This window comes from Rathayibacter sp. AY1C9 (genome assembly GCF_002932315.1).
Classification (GTDB): domain Bacteria; phylum Actinomycetota; class Actinomycetes; order Actinomycetales; family Microbacteriaceae; genus Rathayibacter.
Window position 1 is genome coordinate 226176 of record NZ_PSVZ01000001.1, and the last position, 17077, is coordinate 243252.

The window sequence follows — 17077 nt, forward strand, 5'->3', positions numbered from 1 at the left end:
GCAGTGTTCGGGTGGGATGATCGATCCACGCCGACGATCCCGACCAGTACTCGACCTCCGCGCCCTCACCGGCGCACGCCACGAGGCCCCGTGCTGGAGCGCGGGGTGGATCGGGGTGGTGGACGGGAGAACGCTCGGTTCTTGCCGGTGCACTCGACGCGATGCGTGAGCACTGCGTCGGCCACCCGGCTCCAGTGCTGGTCATCCGGCTCGCCCCCTTGCCTGACGGCGCGGCGGGATCGGATGTTCACATCGGCGGAAACCCACGACCCTGTGAGCGGTGAAACGAACTGGACTAGCCTGTCACGGGGATGAGCCCGAATCAAGAGTCCTGGATGGGATGTGCCTGTGACCGCTGACGCGAACGGGTCCCGCGGACCCCGCCCGACCGCCTCCCGGCCGCTCGGTCTGATGGTGCTGATCGCGGTCCTGGCCCTCGAGACGCTCGCCGTCGCCGGGGTCGCGGCGTGGCTCGTGCTCGAGCTGCTGACGACCCGGGCCGACACGGTCGGCGGAGGGATCGCCATCGTCGTCCTCGCGCTGATCGCCGTGTGCTGGGCCGCCGCGACGACGCTCGGCGCCGTGCGACGGCGCGGCTGGATGCGCGCGTCGGCGCTGACGATCCAGCTGGTGATGATGGCCGTGGCGCTCGGCGCCTTCCAGGGCCAGTACGCCGTGCCCGACATCGGCTGGGCGCTGCTGGCGCCGGCCGCGGTGGCCGTCGTCGCGCTGTTCCTCCCGAGCGTGGTCGCCGCCACTCGTCGCGATCCGGCCGTGTAGCCGGACGGCTGGCGCGCCGCCGCTCGCGGGTGCGACGCTGGAGGGACCCCCTCCTCGACACGGAAGCGACGCGCATGGACTCCACCCGACTCGGCTCCAGCGGCCTGCAGATCTCCTCGATCGTCCTCGGCTGCATGAGCTTCGGCGCTCCCGACCGCGGTGCCCACGGCTGGAGCATGGGCGAGGAGGAGTCGCGGACCTTCCTCCGGCGGGCGCTGGAGCTCGGCGTCACCACGTTCGACACGGCGGACGTCTACTCCGACGGCACGAGCGAGGAGTTCGTCGGCCGGGCGCTCGCGGACTTCGCGGTCCGCGAGGAGGTCGTGATCGCCACGAAGGTCCACGGGCGGATGCGCCCCGGCCCCAACGGCGGCGGCCTCTCGCGGCGGCACATCCTCAGCGCGATCGACGACAGCCTCCGGCGTCTCGGCACGGACTACGTCGACCTCTACCAGATCCACCGCTGGGACCCCGAGACGCCGATCGAGGAGACGATGGAGACGCTCCACGACGTCGTCCGCTCGGGCAGGGCGCGCTACATCGGCGCCTCGAGCATGTGGGCGTGGCAGTTCGCGAAGGCGCAGTACACCGCGGATCTGGGCGGCTGGACGCGGTTCGTCTCGATGCAGGACCAGTACAACCTGATCCAGCGCGAGGACGAGCGCGAGCTGCACCCCTTCTGCGTCGACCAGGGAGTCGGCGTGATCCCGTGGTCGCCGCTCGCCCGGGGCCGGCTCACCCGCGACTGGGACGAGACCACGGCGCGCACCGAGACCGACGTCTTCGGCGGCACCCTCTACCGCCAGCAGGAGGAGGCCGACCGGCGGACCGTCGCGACCGTCGCACGCATCGCCGAGCAGCGCGGCGTGCCCCGTGCGCAGGTGGCGCTCGCCTGGGTCCGGCAGCAGGAGGCGGTCACCGCTCCGATCGTCGGAGCCACGAAGCTCCACCACCTCGACGACGCGGTCGCGTCGCTGGACGTGGAGCTGACCGCCGACGAGCTGGAGGCGCTGGGCGCTGACTACGCACCGCGCGCCAACGAGGGGTTCTGATCCGGCCGATGCGCCACCGCTGATCCGCCCGAGCGGTCTCCGCTACGCTTCCTCTCGAAGATGACGGAAGCTCGAATCGGGAGGCGGCATGGCGAGGAGTGCCGGGGATCCGTTGGGGGCGCGCTACCGCCTGCTCGAGCGGATCGGCTCGGGTGCCGCGGGCGAGGTGTGGCGCGTCGCCGACGCGCAGGGGCCGGACCGCGCGGCGAAGCTCCTCCGCGGTGAGCACGTGCACGACGCGGGCCTGGTCGAGCGGTTCGTCCGTGAGAGGTCGGTGCTCACCCGTCTGCGGCACCCGCACGTCGTGGAGGTGCTCGACCTCGTCGTGGAGGGGGAGACGCTCGGGATCGTGATGGAGCTCGTCGGCGGCGGATCGCTGCGGGAGCTGCTGCGGGACGAGGGCACCCTCCCGGCGGTCGATGCGCTGCCCGTGGCGGCCTCGATCCTCGACGCTCTCGCCGCCGCGCATGCGATCGGCACGGTCCACCGGGACGTGAAGCCCGACAACGTCCTGCTCGCGGAGGGTGCGGACGATGCGGGCTCCGCCGTCCGCGTCTCCGACTTCGGCATCGCTCACGTGGTCGCCGAGGGGCCGCGCGCGACGACGGGTGTCATCGGGACGCCGGAGTACCTTTCGCCCGAGATGCTCGCCACCGGAGCAGCCGGCCCGCCGAGCGACGTCTACTCGACGGGGATCCTGCTCTACGAGCTGCTGTGCGGCCGGACCCCGTTCGCCGGCCCCGGCGCCGACGTCGCGGTCGCCTACCGGCACGTCGCGATGCTCCCGCCGCCGCTGGATCTGCCGCCGCGGCTCGCGTCGCTCCTGGACCGGATGCTCGCGAAGGATCCGGCGTCGCGGCCGACGGCTGCGGAGGCGGCGGGGATCCTGCGACGCCTCTCCCCGGCGCTGGCCGGGCTGCCGGCGCTGCCGCTCGCGGCGGGCGCGGCGGAGTTCGAGGAGGCCGAGCGCCCGGGCACGGTCCTCCGCGGGATGGCGGTGGAGATGTCGTCGGAGCCGGTGGAGGAGGGGCCCGCTCCCGAGCTCGGCCCGTCGTCGCAGGCGACCGTGCTCCGCCCGGTGCCGCGCCGCGAGCTGCGCCTGGTGGAACGGCCGTTCGAGGCTCCAGCTCGGCGGGGGCGCGGCGGACGTCTGCGGATGATCCTCGCCGCCCTCGGCGCCGGCGTCCTGCTCATCGGGGCGGTGCTCCTCGCCGTCCAGCCGCGCGGCGGCGGAGCACGGGCCTCGGCGCCGGATGCCGACCTGTCGGCCCGGCAGCAGGACCGGCCGCTGCCGACGGGCCTCGGAGTGACGCGATCGGCCACCTGGGACGCGGAGCGACGGGCCGTGGTCGTCGAGATCTCCTACTCCGCCCAGAGCGCGCCCCTCTCGGGGTCCTTCCTCGAGGTGCTGCCGGGCCCGGACGCCGCGGCGGCGTGCCCCGCGGCCAGCTGGTCCGGAGTGACGGCGGTGCGCAACCGGCCGAGCGTCACCGGAGTCGGGGTCGGCTGCGGTTGGAGCCTGACGGACCTGCACGTCCCGGCGCAGGGGATCGTCGACGTCACGGCGACCGTGCCGATCGCGGTGGCCGAGCAGAGCGCCCTGGACGGGTGGCTGGCGGCGGCAGCGTCTGCGACGGCACAGGCCGTGGCCGACCCTGCGGTCACCGGGACGGCGTATCCCGTGCAGCGGCTGCGGGATGTGCGGATCGAGACTCCCGCGCGGACGGTCGGCCGGACCCCGCTGCCGGTGACGCTGGTGCCGGTCTGGCCGAGCGGGGCCGACCCCGTGAATCCCCTGCTGGCGACGCCGTCGTCCGCGCCGGCGAGCAGCATGCTCGACGCGATCGCGGGCGGAGTGGAGGGCGTGCGGTTCAGCGACGGCTGCAGCGGCGCGGTCGCCGTGTCGTCCGACGGGCTGACGGTGACCGCCCTCACGGTGACTCCGTCCTGCGAGCTGCGCGCCCGAGTGGGCGCGTTCTCGGACCTCTCGAGCAGTCCCTTCGCGATCACCACTCGCGAGTGAGTCGACCTCCCGCGCCAGTGTCGAGCCGTCGACGCCACGCGAGCCGTCTGTGCTGTCTTGCCTTCTACCATGACGAGATATCCTCATGAAACGACGGTGGAGGGGGGAGCGGGCGGGACGGTCCCGTCCGCAGGGGTAGAAAGGTGTGATCCATGTCACGTGTTCTCTCGACCGACGAGGCGAAGTCCGCGATCCAGCAGATCCAGTCGATCGTCAACGGCGGCCTCGCCGATCAGATCAGCCGGCTCGACGCACAGGGGCGGACACTGTCCGATCCGAACGTCTGGGACGGTCCGCTGGCCTCGCAGTTCCGCTCGTCGACCTGGCCGGAGACGAAGTCGGCCCTCGAGAAGGCCAAGCAGGAGCTCGAGGAGCTGCGCAGCCAGCTGGCGACGATCTCGCAGAACATCTTCGCCGCCGGCGGAGGGAGCTGACCGGCCGTCCCGCCCCTGCGTGCTCCGGCGAGCGGGGGCGGGACGTGCTCGTCGTCTCCGCGCTCCTTCCTCCGCGCACCTCCATCGGTGCGTCTCGGAGTGATCGGAGCGCTCTCGAGGAGGACGCGCCGATCGACTCGGTGGCGGAGGCGCGATCACCCGCCCGAGGGCGCTGATCAGCCGCCGTCCGCCGGCGTCGGCGAGACCGACTGCACGAAGTGGATCTCGCCGTCGAGGCTGACGAAGCCCCGGCCCACCGTGGGCGGGACGGGGAAGCGCCGCGGGATCTGCGCGCCGAGGAGAGTGCCGTCGTTGTCGACGTCGGGCTGGAGCAGCAGCACGGAGCGGGAGGCCGCCGCCTTCTTCGTCCAGTTCCCGAAATGGCTGCGGAGCTCGCTCGACCGGCCGGCCAGCACGACGCAGAGTCCCGGGCGACCCGACGAGACCAGCCTCATCAGCGCCTGGTCGGCGTCGTCCCAGCGCTCGGCGTCGTCAAGGAGGAGCAGCACGGGGCCCTCCTCCGTCGACAGCGACGCGAGGAGGGTGCGGAGCTCCTCCGCGCCCACAGCGAGTCGGTCGAGGTCGGCGCCCCTCAGCGGGGAGCGTCGATCGCACACTCCCCAGACGGCGACCGAGCCGGCGGCCCGCGCCGCCTCGGCCAGGGCGAGCAGCACGGTCGACTTGCCCGATCGGGCGGGTCCGGCGATGACGACGTGCTCGCCCTCGAAGACCTGGAACGCCAGCGGGGCGAGGTCCGACTCGCCGAGGCCGATCGGGAGCAGCCACGGCTCGCGATCGAAGCAGGCCTCGATCCCGAGTGCGCTCACGGCGACCCTGTCGGGAAGCGTGCCGACCGTGCTCGTCCTGCCGCGCGCGTCCGGCCAGGCGGCCGCGAGCTCGGCGATCGCGTCGTCGAGACCGGCCCTCGGAGTCGCGACCTGCGTCTGCAGGAGCGACGAGGTGAGAACGCAGCGCCCCGGCACCGCTGCCGGCGCCTGCACCGGCTTCACCCCGGCGGCGGCGTAGTCCTGCGGGTCGGCGAGGCGGAACAGCCACTTCTGCGTCGTGACCTCCTCCATCACCGAGGGGATCGCCCTCGCCCGGGTGCTCGTCACCGCGAAGTGCAGGCCGAGCTCCGGTCCGTCGGCGTAGGCGCGGGTGAACGCCTCCATCAGAGCCAGGCCCTCCCAGTCCTGGAACTCGTCCTTCAGAGTCGCGAGACCGTCGACGAGCACCAGCGCACGACGGTGGCTCCCGGGCGATGCTCGGCGCCGACGCACCTCGTCGCGCAGGTGACGGAGGAACCGGGTCTGCTTCTCGTGGGATCCGCCACCTGCGCCGACGTAGGAGACGGTGTGCGGGAGTCGCGCGAGCGGGGCGGAGTCGCGGGAACCGGCATCGAGGACGTAGAGGTCGAGCTCGTCCGGGGGGAAGTGGCGGGCGGCCGTCAGTGCGATCGACGCGAGCGCCGTGCTGGTGCCGCTGCCGGGGATGCCGATGAGGAGCAGGTTCCCCTCGCCCAGATCCCAGCCGGTCGGCGTCCGGCGCTGCCGGTCGGGGTCGTCCGAGAGTGCGACGTGCAGGACGTCGCCGACGACGCGACCGAGGTCGGACTCCTCCGCACCGAACCCGCTGAGGGCCACGGTGTCCTCGAGCGGCTCCGGCCAGATCGGGCGGGGAGGGCCGAAGCCCGAAGCGGCGTCCGCCTCGACCACCGCGTCAATCAGGAGGTCGAGATCGGTCGGGGCCGTCTCGTCGGCGGCGACCGGGGAGGGGCCCTCGACGGGGACGCCCGTGGGTCCGACCGGGCGGACCTCGATCGCCTCGACGGCCGGCGCCTCCGCGCGACCGGTGACCAGCGCCGTCTGGACGGGCGAGATGTCGTTCTGGCCCCGCTTCACGTACGCTCGGCCGGTCTGGGAGCGGGAGATCCCGGCCGCGCTCGCGACTCCGATCACGTCGGCGGAGTCGTCCCGGCTCTGCACCCGGAGGGCGACGCGGAGGTTGGTGTTGGCGAGGATGTCGTCGTTCACCACTCCGGCAGGACGCTGGGTGGCGAGGATCATGTGCACGCCGAGCGTCCTGCCGACCGCGGCGACGCTCACGAGGGACGTCAGGACGTCGGGATGCTCCTTCGCGAGAACGGCGAACTCGTCGACGACGAGCAGGAGCCGCGGCATCGGCTCCGGCGGCGAGGTGGCCCAGTACGCGTCGAGGTCGTCGACACCCTCGCCGGCGGCGGCGAAGAGCCGCTGACGACGCCGCATCTCGGCCTGGAGCGAGCGCAGCGCGCGGTCGGCGAGCTGGGCGTCGAGGTTGCTGATGGTGCCGATCGTGTGCGGGAGCCGCTCGCAGGACGCGAACGCTGCACCCCCCTTGAAGTCGATGAGCACGAAGGTGAGGCGCGTCGGATCGTTCCAGGCCGCGAGGCCGGCCACGAAGGAGCGCAGGAACTCGCTCTTGCCCGAGCCAGTGGTGCCGCCGACCAGGCCGTGCGGGCCGTCGGCGACGAGATCGAGCACGAGCGGACCGTGCTCGGACGAGCCGACGGGCGCGCGCACGCCCCGGGCGCTCGACCACCACCCCCGGACGTCCGCGGCGGTCGGACGATCGGCGCCCAGGAGCGGCGGCAGCCGCACGAGCGCGGAGAGGGCCGCCCCCGCGGTGACGAGCTCCGGGTCCTCGAAGCGCGCCAGGTCGCGCGCACAGCGCTCGGCCGTGGAGGAGGCGAGACCGGCGAGCACCACGTCCTCGACGGTGATCCGCTCGTCGGGCCGGGAGAGGAGCGCCGAGGCGTCCGCTCCGACCCGGACGACGACCGTGCAGGAGGCGGGGAGCTGCTCCTCCGACGCCGCGAGGACGAGGCCGGAGATCCGGGTCGCCGCCTCGCGCTCGCCGCGGCCGAGTCCGAGGAGTTCGCGCGCCGGAGCGGCGCGTCCCTCGGTCAGCACGTCGGAGTCGAGCACCAGGAGCACGCGCGGCGAGTCCTCGTCGCGGAGGGCGCGGAGGAGCTCGGAGCTGCGGTCGCGCCGGTCGGAGAGGCGGCGTCCGCCCCCGGCCAGACGCGTGTGGGGGAGCCAGGAGGCCCAGCTCCAGTCGAAGTCGCGTCGCCGGTCGCAGAACACCCCTATCGCCAGGTCGGCCGGACCGCAGTGGACCGCCGCCTGGCAGAGCAGGCTCCTCGCCAGAGCGAGGCCGCCCTCGCGGTCGCCGACGATCCCGACGACGCCCGAGTCCGCGAGATCGATGGACACCGGCGCGCTCGGGACGACGCTCACCGCGAGGATCGCGCGCACCTCCTCCTCGAGCCGCGGCACTCCGCGCTGATCGAGCGGGGGAGACCACGGGACGTCGCCGACGCCGATGTGCAGGCGGAGCACATCGGCGGAGGTCGCGCGCCGCTGCCACAGCGACGTGGCGGGCAGCGCCGCCCGGCGGATCGTCGTCGCCGGGTCGGGCGCGTCCTCCTCGAGGCGGGCCCGTTCGACACGCGCGGAACGGGCGATGTCGTCGCGGAGCGTCTGCAGCGCCTCGCCGTAGCGCTGCTCCTCGGACCGGGTCGCTCGGGCGTGCCGGTGCCGCTGCTCGAACCACATGCCCACCCCGGCCACGGGGCTGAGCGCGGCGAAGAGGGCGTAGCGCGCATCGCCCATGATGAGGACCATCGCGAAGGCGAGGACGAGCGGCGCGGCGACGGTGATCACGCTGAAGGTCGTGGCGGAGGCGATCTCGAGGCGGGCCGGCGGGACGACCGCCTCGCCGGCCGCCGGACGTCCCGGTCGCGGCGGCCGGTTGAAGGGAACGGTCGCCGTCGCGGTGACGTTGTCCGTGCTCCCCGGCTCGGGCGCGAGGAGCTCGGGAGGCGCGGGGCGCAATCGGAGAGCCGCCCCACCGGCGATCACGACCACGGCGTCGGAGACGAGGACCCCGTCCCCGGTCGCGGAGACGCCGTCGACCAGGGTGCCGTTGGTGCTGTCGGCGTCGTGCACCCGCAGGCCGTCGCCCTCGCGGGTCACCGAGAAGTGCTCCCAGGAGGCGCTCGCCGTGTCGAGGACGACGTCGGCGTGCGGGGAGCGGCCCACGATCAGCGCGCGGGCCCGCGGGATCTCGACCACGGCTCCCGCGCCGAGACCGCCCGACAGCACGGCCGTCCACCCGCGGGCCGCGGCAGGTCGGGGCAGGGGGGAGCGGGCGATCCGCGTTCCCTCGAGCAGCAGCAGATCGGCCAGCCGGGTCTCCACAGGGTGCAGGACGGTGTCGACGGCGAGGGCCGTCCCGGGCGGGAGGCGGTGCCCGGTGGCGGTGGCGATCAGCTCGCCGAGTGTCGCGGAGTCGTTGTGGCGGCCGAGGTCGATGTCGGAGCGGGTGCCGTCGAGGTCGAGGAGGAGTCGCACCGGGGGCTCACGGTCGGGGCTGTCCGGCGAACCAGAGCAGCGGCGGGTCGGCGGGCCGCAGGCCGAGGCGCTGCGGCGAGGAGTGGAGGGGGAGTGCCGGGGCGTCCAGAGCGTGCGCGGCGCCGAAGTCGAGCGGCGGACCGGCGAGCCCGTCCGCCGGTCCGATCGTGGATCCCCGGAGTGCGGCGGCGACCGCCGCGGGTTCCCTGCTGCCTGCGACGGCCGCGGCTCGCACCAGCGCCACGACGGCGTCGTGGCTGGGGGCGTCTGCGACCGCGGCGAGATCGCGGAACGCGCGGTCGCCGAGGAGGGTCGTCCGCGCGGCATCGTCGGCGGTCATCCGCACAGCCCCCAGGAACGCGGAGGCCGCGCGCCCGCGCTCGTCGCCGCGGAGAGCGACCGCGTCGCCGGAATCCGTGCCGATCGTCGTCAGATCTCCCGAGAGGGTGCCTCCGGCCGCGGCCAGGGCGGGAGCGAAGGCGGGGCTCAGCGCGTCGGGCGTGAGCAGGATCGGGACGGACGCCCCCGCCGCCTGCAGAGCGGCGACCGCCGTCGCCTGCGCCGCGGCGGGGCCGGACACGACGACGCGCTCGACCGCCAGCTCGCCCTCGAGGTGCGGGCGGGCGGCGCTGACGATCACGTCCGCGGCAGCGCCCGGATCGGCGGTCACCGTCGCGGCGGGCGAGAGACCGGTCGGGGTGCCTCCACCGGTGTCGACGAGGAGTACCCGGGCGCCTCCGCCGGCCTCCTCCACGAGTGCCGCGTCGGCCGAGGCGGTGTCGGGTCCGAGGGACCAGACGCCGTCGCCGGGCAGGTCGGGGCCGCCTCCGTAGGGGAGGACGGCCGCTGTCCCCGCGGCCCGAGCGGCGTCCACGGCTGCAGCGGTGTGGGTGCCGTGGGCCGCGAGGACGAGGCCGGACACGCCCTGCCCCGTCAGCTCCTCGACGGCGGCGCGGGCACCCTCGGGCGTCCCGTGGTCGTCGACGGCGACGAGACCGATCTCGCAGCCGCCCATCGCTGACCGGTGCGCGGCGACGACGGCGCCGTTCGCCGCGTCCTTCCATTCCGCGCCCTCGCCCGGAGCCGAGCTGAGCGAGACCACCACCCCGAGCGTCATCCGCTCGGGCACCCGGGCGCACGAGAAGCCGACAGGCAGAGCGGCGACCTCCGTCATCGGAGCCGACTGCGGCGGCAGGAGGGAGACGAGGGCACCGCTGACGCCGAGGAGGGCGACCGCGCCGCCGACCAGCATCGTGGTCCGTCGAGCGGTGCGGGGGTGCTGCGCCGCGCGCCTGCCCAGGCGGGTCATCGCTCGTCCCCGATCCGGAAGGAGTAGACCGTTCGGGTCCGCGCGCCCTCGGGCAGGTCGAGGTGGAACGCGGGAAGCGCATCCCCGGCCCGGAGGGAGGCCCGCTCCTGGGCCTGCACCAGCAGGATGCCCGAGACGTCCTCGGACCGCACCGCGGCGTAGCCCCGTGCGCTCTGCGAGGCGAGGGCGAGCTGCACGTCGGCGGTGCCGACCTTCGCGGCACTCGTGGTCATCGATCCGAGCAGGCCGGAGCCGCCGACCGTCCGGTCGCCGAGGTCCAGGAGCACCTTGTGCAGATCGGCTGCGAGGAGCGCGGCGGCCGCGTCGGTGTCGCGGGTCGAGGCGTCGATCGTCGTCGCGATGCCGGCCAGGGAGGCGCGCGTCCGCTCAGAGACGGCCCCGCCGATCCGGGCCTCCGCGGTGCGGAGAGCCCGGTGCCCGGCGTCCACCGTCGCTGCACCGTCGGAGTGGATGCCGGAGGAGGCCGTGCGCAGGCTCGAGACCGACCGGTCGAACATCGCGACGACCGCGTCGGCGTCGGCGCCGGAGCGCGTCGAGATCCGCCGCACCTGCTCGTCGAGGAGTGCGGTGACCGCGGATGCGGCTGCCGTGTCCGCCTCGGCGAACGCATTCTGGATCGCCGGTGCGAGAGCGTCCTGCTGGGCACCGAGAGCGTCGATGCGGGTGCCGAGTGCGTCGCGCTGAGCGGTCAGCGCGTCGACGCCGGTGCGGAGGGAGGCGAGCAGGCCGGTGAGGCGCGTGTCGTCCGAGCCGGCCGTCGCGCCGGCCTCGGCCACGCCTCCGCGGACCGTGGCGAGCGCGGCGCGCAGGGCGGCGAGGTCGGCGCTAGCGCCGGTGCTGCCGACGGTGGAGGCGACGGCGGTCCACGCGTGGACCTGGTCGCTCAGCCGGTCGGCCAGGGGGGCCGGATAGCCGTCGGGAGCGTCGAGGCGGCCCGTGCCGGAGCAGGGCGTCGCGGTCAGGTAGGCGCGGAGCTCCTCGACGGAGCCCCGGGTCACCTCCACGGGTGCGCGCGTCGGGCGCCTGGTCGGCGTGGGTGCGGCAGCAGGGGACTGTGTCGCCGGCGACAGCTCGCAGAGCCGATCGGCCAGCTCCTGGTTCTGCGCCGACAGCGACCCCGTGCTGGTCGGCGTGCCGAGCTCGTCCAGGGCGGTCGTGGCGGCGGTGCCGACCGAGGCGACCGTCGTCTCCAGGCCCGCGGTGTCCGCGTCGAGCTCGTCCAGCGTCGCCGACAGGGCGGCGAGTGCCCGGGTGACGGATCCCTCCGGGTCGGCCAGGGTGTCCACCGAGGCCGACGCGGCGTCCACCCTGCTCGCGAGGGCGGCGAACCCGGCCTGCACGCCGTCCATCAGCTCCGGCTGCAGGGAGTCGACGAGGTCCTGCCCGCGATCGAGCATCCCGAGCAGCACGGTGTCGACGGCGGCTCCGGAGGCGGCGAGGGAGCAGGTGGTCGAGGGTGCCGTGCAGGTCTCGGCGGAGGGATGTGCCGGCCCCGCGGCAGCACGGACAGCCGCGACGACCTCGTCGCGGCAGGACTCGGCCGCCGCTCCGTACGCGTCGAGCTCGGCCGTGAGCCGCAGCAGCTCGGAGTGGATCGAGCCGGAGCGGCCGCCGTCGACGGCGACTCCGCATCCGCTGCCCGAGACCGTCGGCGGCGGCACCGCGGCCGATGTATCGCCCAGCAGGGCGTCCACCGCGTCGATCGCCTCGGACAGCTGCGCCAGCAGGCCGGACTCGGTGCCCGAGACCGTCGACGACAGCTGCGCCCGGAGCGCGCCGAGCTGCCCGGAGAGGCTCTGCATCGAGGCCGCCGTCGAGGCGGCGCCGGCCCGCAGCCCCTCGGCCGTGCGGACACCGAGAGTCTCGGAGGTCGCGTCGAGCGAGGCCCGCACCTCGGCGACGGTGGTGCCGGCCTGCGTCAGCAGGTCGTCCACCGCGGTGACGACCTCGATCGTGCGGCGCTCGAGGGCGAGCGGCGAGGCGTCGGAGGAGTCGAACGCGGCGCCCAGCGCCCCCTCGGTGGTCGGGTCGGTGCTCAGGCCGGGCTGGACCGCCAGGTCGAAGGCGGGGACGGCGAAGTCGGCGACGTCGGCGACGAGGGTAAGCCTCGCCGTCGCGCCACCGCCCGGGGGAGCGAGGAGAGCGGCCCACTGCACGACGGCGTCTCCGTGCTCGTCACGGCTGAGCACGCCGTTGGTGACGGCACCCGACTCGCTCTCGGTGACGACGCGACTCGGCGAGACGCCCGGCAGGACCGCGGAGGCTGCGATCGTCAGCGGAGCGCCGACGAGTGCACTGCGGCGGGCTGCACGACCGGCCGCGTCGAACGCGACCTCCTCGGGCCGGACCGTCAGGTTCTCCACCGCGAGCGAGATCTCGATCCGACCCGAGCGCCCGGCGAGGTCGGCCGGATCGGTGCCCGAGGCGTCGGCGGTGCGCCACGAGGGCCGGACACGGACCGGCAGGTCGGCGGCGACCTCGGGGGGATCGTAGACGGTGGTGGTCGCCGAGGTGTCGGACGGGTCGTCGCCGACGGCGAGGGCCGTCCCCTCGATCGCACGGACACCCCCGTCGGACGAGACGGCGACGGACACCGCCTGCAGCACCCTGGCGGTGGTGAGCGCCGGCTCCGGTGGCGTGCAGCCCGCCAGTACAGCGGCCACGACCGCGATCGCCGCTCCGGCCTTCGTCCTGCGAGCATTCGAGCGCACCCTGACCACCCCTCGTCCCGACGGGGCACCGGGCGGTGCCGCTCACGTCGACATGAGAGATGCTCGCAGATGAGCGGAACCCCGAGAGCCGGTGGCGCGCGATGACCTGCACCGCGCGCCCCGGGGTCAGACGAGCTTCAGCTTCTTGCGGAGCGCCTGCACGTGCCCGGTCGCCCGGACGCCGTACTGCGCGAACTCGAGCGCTCCCTCGGCTCCGACGACGAACGTCGAGCGCAGCACGCCGACGACGGTCTTGCCGTAGAGGCTCTTCTCGCCCCACACCGCGTACGCGCGGTGCACGGTCATGTCAGGGTCGCTCAGCAGCGGGTACGCGATGCCCTGGGCGTCGGCCCAGCGGCGCAGCGCCTCCGGGGCGTCCCGCGAGATCCCGAGGACCTCGTAGCCGGAGTCGCGGAGGGACGCCGCGTTGTCGCGGAAGTCGCAGGCCTCCGTGGTGCAGCCGGGGGTGTCGGCCTCGGGGTAGAAGAACAGGATGACGCGCCGTCCGCGGTATTCCGTGAGCGAGACGGGCTCGCCGTCCTGGTTCGGCAGCGTGAACTCCGGAGCGGAGTCGCCGACGGCGAGGCGCGCCTCGGCGGGGAGGGGGGAGAGGTCGGTCATCGTCTGCTTCCGTCGGTCGTGGCGAAGGTGGTCAGGAGGCGCTGGAGCGAGTCGAGGCGCTCCGGTCCGCTGGCGCCCAGCAGTCCGCCCTCGACAGCCTCGATGATGGCGCAGTCGGGGGAGTCGGGCAGGTGCGTGCAGCCGCGCGGGCAGTCCCGGGCGATCACGGCGAGGGTCGTGAACGCGCCGAGGATGTTGTCGGTGTTCACGTGGCCGAGTCCGAACGAGCGGACGCCGGGGGTGTCGATGACCCAGCCGTGCCGGTCGCCGCGCTCCACGCGGAGCGAGACGGTGGAGGACGAGGTGTGCCGACCGCGGCCCGTCACGGTGTTCACGCGCCCGATGGCCCGGTGCGCGTCCGGGACGAGCTTGTTCACGAGGGTGGACTTGCCGACTCCGGAGTGCCCGACGACCACGGTCTCGTGGCCGAGGAGGGCGTCGGCGATCTCGTCGACCGGCGGCTCGTCCTGGCTCGAGAGGAACACGCGGAGGTCGAGCCCCTCGAAGTTGCGGAGGAACGGGGCCGGGTCCGCGAGGTCGGTCTTGGTGATGCAGAGCATCGGAGTGATCCCGGCGTCGAAGGCGGCGACCAGGTAGCGGTCGACCAGCCGGGTCCGGGGCTCGGGGTCGGCGGCGGCCACCACGCAGAGCATCTGGTCGGCGTTGGCGACGATCACGCGCTCGATCGCGTCGGTGTCGTCGGCGCTGCGGCGGAGGAGGGTCGACCGCTCGCGGATGCGGACGATGCGGGCGAGCGTCCCCTCGTCGCCGCTGGAGTCCCCGACCACGTCGACGCGGTCGCCGGCCACGATCGCCTGGCGCCGCAGCTCGCGGGCCCGGGCCGCCGTGAACTCGTGCTCCTCGGGCGTCCCGTCGCCGATCATCACCGTGTAGCGACCCCGGTCGACGCCGAGCACCATCGCGATCTCTGCGTCCTCGTAGGCGGGCCGGTTCTTGGTCCGGGGCTTCGTGCCCTTCGGGTTCGGGCGCACCCGCGCGTCCGACTCGTCGTACCCGTCGAAGTCGTCGAGAGCACCGTCGGCGTCGAGGCCGCTGTCCGTCCACCACGACACGGGTCAGACCGATCCGGCGAGGGTCGTCCACAGTTCCGGGAACTGGGGGAGGGTCTTCGCTGTCGTCGCGACGTCCTCGATCACCACGCCGGGGACCACGAGGCCGATCAGGGCGCCGGCGTGGGCCATGCGGTGGTCCGAGTAGGTGCGCCAGCGGCCGCCGTGGAGCTCGGCGGGCTCGATGCGCAGACCGTCCTCGAGCTCCGTGACCCGGCCGCCGAGGCCGGTGATCTCGGCGGCGAGGGCGGCGAGGCGGTCCGTCTCGTGGTGACGGATGTGGCCGATCCCGGTCAGGGTGCTGGGAGTGGAGGCCAGCGCGGCGAGGGCGGCGAGGGCGGGGGCGAGCTCGCCTCCCTCCGACAGGTCGAGGTCCACGCCCAGGATCTCGTCGCCGCCCGTGACCACGAGGTCCTCGCCGTCGCGCTCGACGCGGGCGCCGAACAGCGGCAGGATCCGCTCGAGGTGCGCCCCGACCTGCGTGGTGACGGCCGGCCAGTGGCGAAGCCGGACGCGGCCGCCCGTGACGAGGGCCGCAGCGAGGAACGGCGCGGCGTTCGAGAGGTCGGGCTCGATCAGCACGTCGGCGCCGGCGATGGGCTGCGGCGCGACGGTCCACTCGCCGTCGGCGGGCGTGCCGACCTCGACGCCCCGTGCCGCCAGTGCGGCGACGGTCATGTCGATGTGAGGCCGGGAGGGGACGGCGCTGCCCTCATGGCGCAGGTGCAGTCCCTCCTCGAAGCGGGCGCCGGCCAGCAGGAGCGCCGAGACGAACTGGCTCGACCGCGAGGCGTCGACGACGACGTCGCCGCCCCGGACGGCCCCGGAGCCGTGGACGGTGAAGGGGAGCGCGCCGCGGCCGTCGTCGGCGACGTCGACGCCGAGCGCGCGGAGGGAGGCGATCGTCGCCCCCATCGGCCGCTTCGCCGCGTACGCGTCGCCGTCGAAGGTGGTGGGGCCGAGCGCGAGGCCGGCCAGCGGCGGGACGAAGCGCATCACGGTGCCCGCGAGCCCGCAGTCGATCGTCGTCGAGCCGAGCAGCTCCTCCGCGGGCTCCACGACCAGGTCGGCGCCGAAGCCGCCGGTCGAGCCGGACTCCCGGATCGTGGTGCCGAGCGAGCGCAGCGCCTCGATCATCAGGGCGCTGTCGCGGGAGTGCAGCGGCGCCCGCAGCGTGGAGGGTCCGTCCGCCAGAGCGGCGAGCACCAGCTCCCGGTTGGTCAGCGACTTGGAGCCGGGCAGGCCGACCTCGGCGTCGAGAGCGCCGGCCGCGAGGGGTGCGGGCCAGGCGTCGTCGCCGGGGAGCGCACGGGCGTCGCCGTACGGATCGAACTCGGGGGCGGAATAACGCGAGAAGACCATCGGTTGTCAGGATAGTCGGCGCGCAGGGCGTCGTCAGGAGCGTGACGGAGGCGGAGCATGACGGCAGCACCCCCGGTCCTCCGGAGCAGCAGGCCCGTCGCCCGGAGGCGCCCTCGTGCCGCAACCCCGGTCGTCCGCCGCGCCGCCGCTCTAGAATCGCTCGTGATGACTCGCGACGACGAACCCCGCACCACCCCCGCCGACGAGGCTCCCGAGCCCGCCGACGCGGAGCAGACGATCGTGGAGACCGTCGAGGAGTCGCTGGACGACGCCCCGGTCGAGGCTCCCGTCGATCTCCGCTCCCTCTTCGAGCAGCAGGCGCTGCCCTTCATCGACCAGCTCTACGCGGCCGGTCTGCGGATGACGAAGAATCCCTCCGACGCGCAGGACCTCGTGCAGGAGACGTTCGCGAAGGCGTTCGGCGCGTTCCGCCAGTTCGAGCAGGGCACCAACCTGAAGGCCTGGCTCTACCGCATCCTCACGAACACGTTCATCAACTCGTACCGCAAGAAGCAGCGCGAGCCCTACCAGAGCGCGATCGACGAGCTCGAGGACTGGCAGCTGGGCGGCGCCGAGTCGACCACGGCCACCTCCAGCCGCTCGGCCGAGGCGGAGGCGATCGACCACCTCCCCGACACCGCGGTGAAGGAGGCGCTCCAGGCGATCCCGGAGGACTTCCGGCTCGCCGTCTACTTCGCCGATGTCGAAGGCTTCTCCTACCAGGAGATCGCGGACATCATGAAGACCCCCGTCGGGACCGTCATGAGCCGGCTGCACCGCGGCCGGCGCATGCTGCGCGAACGACTCACCGACTACGCACGCGAGCGCGGATTCCGCGCCGCATTCACTTCCGGGAGCACGAAATGACCGACAGCGGCTGCACGAAGGCGAAGGCCGAGCTCGAGGAGTACCTCCACAACGAGCTGTGCAAGGAGGACGCCGCCGACATCCGCGAGCACATGGCGGGATGCGTCGACTGCGCCGATGAGGCGAAGGTCGGCGTGGTGCTGACGGTCGCCGTGCAGCGGGCGTGCAAGGAGACGGCGCCGGAGGACCTCCGCGCCCAGGTGCTCGGCATGCTCCGCGACGAGCACGCCGCGCACTCGCAGGCGTCCGCCCGCCTCTAGGCGCCGCACGACCCGGGGAGCCCCGGCCGTTCGAGACCTCCCGCGCACCGCGGGCCCTCGAGGGGCCGGGGCTCCGTCGTGTCCGGCGGCCTCCGGGCGCCGCGGCACCCGCACGTCGCGCGCGCTCCTGCCGGTCTCTGCGGGCCTGCGGTCAGGCACGGTCCGCCCGCAAC

The 17077-nt window shown here is 74.1% G+C and carries 12 protein-coding genes; 6 read left to right on the forward strand and 6 right to left on the reverse strand.

From position 1 onward, the window contains the following. Positions 1-348 precede the first annotated feature (348 nt). The 4 genes from C5D09_RS01125 (at position 349) to C5D09_RS01140 (ending at position 4289) form a co-directional block, all read left to right on the forward strand. The gene (locus C5D09_RS01125; RefSeq protein ID WP_104224127.1) at positions 349-780 is read left to right on the forward strand and encodes a hypothetical protein; all 432 of its coding nucleotides are present in this window, start codon (positions 349-351) and stop codon (positions 778-780) included. A 74-nt stretch (positions 781-854) separates the two neighbouring features. Continuing rightward, positions 855-1832 carry an aldo/keto reductase gene (locus tag C5D09_RS01130; protein ID WP_104257096.1) on the forward strand — a complete coding sequence of 326 codons (978 nt, stop codon included), beginning with the start codon at positions 855-857 and terminating at the stop codon, positions 1830-1832. A gap of 88 nt (positions 1833-1920) precedes the next feature. Further along, complete coding sequence (locus C5D09_RS01135; protein ID WP_104268423.1) at positions 1921-3855, forward strand: serine/threonine-protein kinase; 1935 nt, start codon at positions 1921-1923, stop codon at positions 3853-3855. A 152-nt stretch (positions 3856-4007) separates the two neighbouring features. Continuing rightward, on the forward strand, positions 4008-4289 hold the full coding sequence (locus C5D09_RS01140; RefSeq protein WP_104224124.1) for a pyrophosphorylase: 282 nt from the start codon (positions 4008-4010) through the stop codon (positions 4287-4289). Between the two features lie 176 nt (positions 4290-4465). On the opposite strand, the gene C5D09_RS01145 is transcribed toward C5D09_RS01140, so the two are convergent. The 6 genes from C5D09_RS01145 to aroA all read right to left on the reverse strand — a co-directional run bounded on the left by C5D09_RS01145 (position 4466) and on the right by aroA (position 15777). Next, positions 4466-8683, reverse strand: a complete 4218-nt coding sequence (locus C5D09_RS01145; protein ID WP_104268424.1) for an FtsK/SpoIIIE domain-containing protein — start codon at positions 8681-8683, stop codon at positions 4466-4468. 7 nt (positions 8684-8690) lie between these two features. Continuing rightward, entirely contained in the window at positions 8691-9992 is a 1302-nt protein-coding gene (locus tag C5D09_RS01150) for an ABC transporter substrate-binding protein (protein WP_104268425.1), read from the reverse strand. Further along, positions 9989-12724: a hypothetical protein gene (locus tag C5D09_RS01155; RefSeq protein ID WP_146085593.1), complete on the reverse strand. Its 2736-nt coding sequence runs from the start codon at positions 12722-12724 to the stop codon at positions 9989-9991. The genes C5D09_RS01150 and C5D09_RS01155 overlap by 4 nt, the downstream gene beginning before the upstream one ends. Before the next feature lie 126 nt (positions 12725-12850). After that, positions 12851-13345, reverse strand: coding sequence for a thioredoxin-dependent thiol peroxidase (bcp, locus tag C5D09_RS01160; protein WP_104225495.1), 495 nt, complete (start codon positions 13343-13345; stop codon positions 12851-12853). Continuing rightward, positions 13342-14418: a ribosome small subunit-dependent GTPase A gene (rsgA, locus tag C5D09_RS01165; RefSeq protein ID WP_104224119.1), complete on the reverse strand. Its 1077-nt coding sequence runs from the start codon at positions 14416-14418 to the stop codon at positions 13342-13344. Before rsgA ends, bcp begins: the two co-directional genes overlap by 4 nt. Before the next feature lie 3 nt (positions 14419-14421). Continuing rightward, positions 14422-15777, reverse strand: a complete 1356-nt coding sequence (gene aroA, locus C5D09_RS01170) for a 3-phosphoshikimate 1-carboxyvinyltransferase (protein ID WP_104225496.1) — start codon at positions 15775-15777, stop codon at positions 14422-14424. A 165-nt stretch (positions 15778-15942) separates the two neighbouring features. Here aroA and C5D09_RS01175 point away from each other — a divergent pair, with 165 nt between their 5' ends. After that, a complete protein-coding gene (locus C5D09_RS01175; protein ID WP_104224117.1) occupies positions 15943-16644 on the forward strand; it encodes a sigma-70 family RNA polymerase sigma factor in 702 nt (233 codons plus the stop codon). Beyond that, the gene (locus tag C5D09_RS01180; RefSeq protein ID WP_104260478.1) at positions 16641-16904 is read left to right on the forward strand and encodes a zf-HC2 domain-containing protein; all 264 of its coding nucleotides are present in this window, start codon (positions 16641-16643) and stop codon (positions 16902-16904) included. The genes C5D09_RS01175 and C5D09_RS01180 overlap by 4 nt, the downstream gene beginning before the upstream one ends. Positions 16905-17077 lie beyond the last annotated feature (173 nt).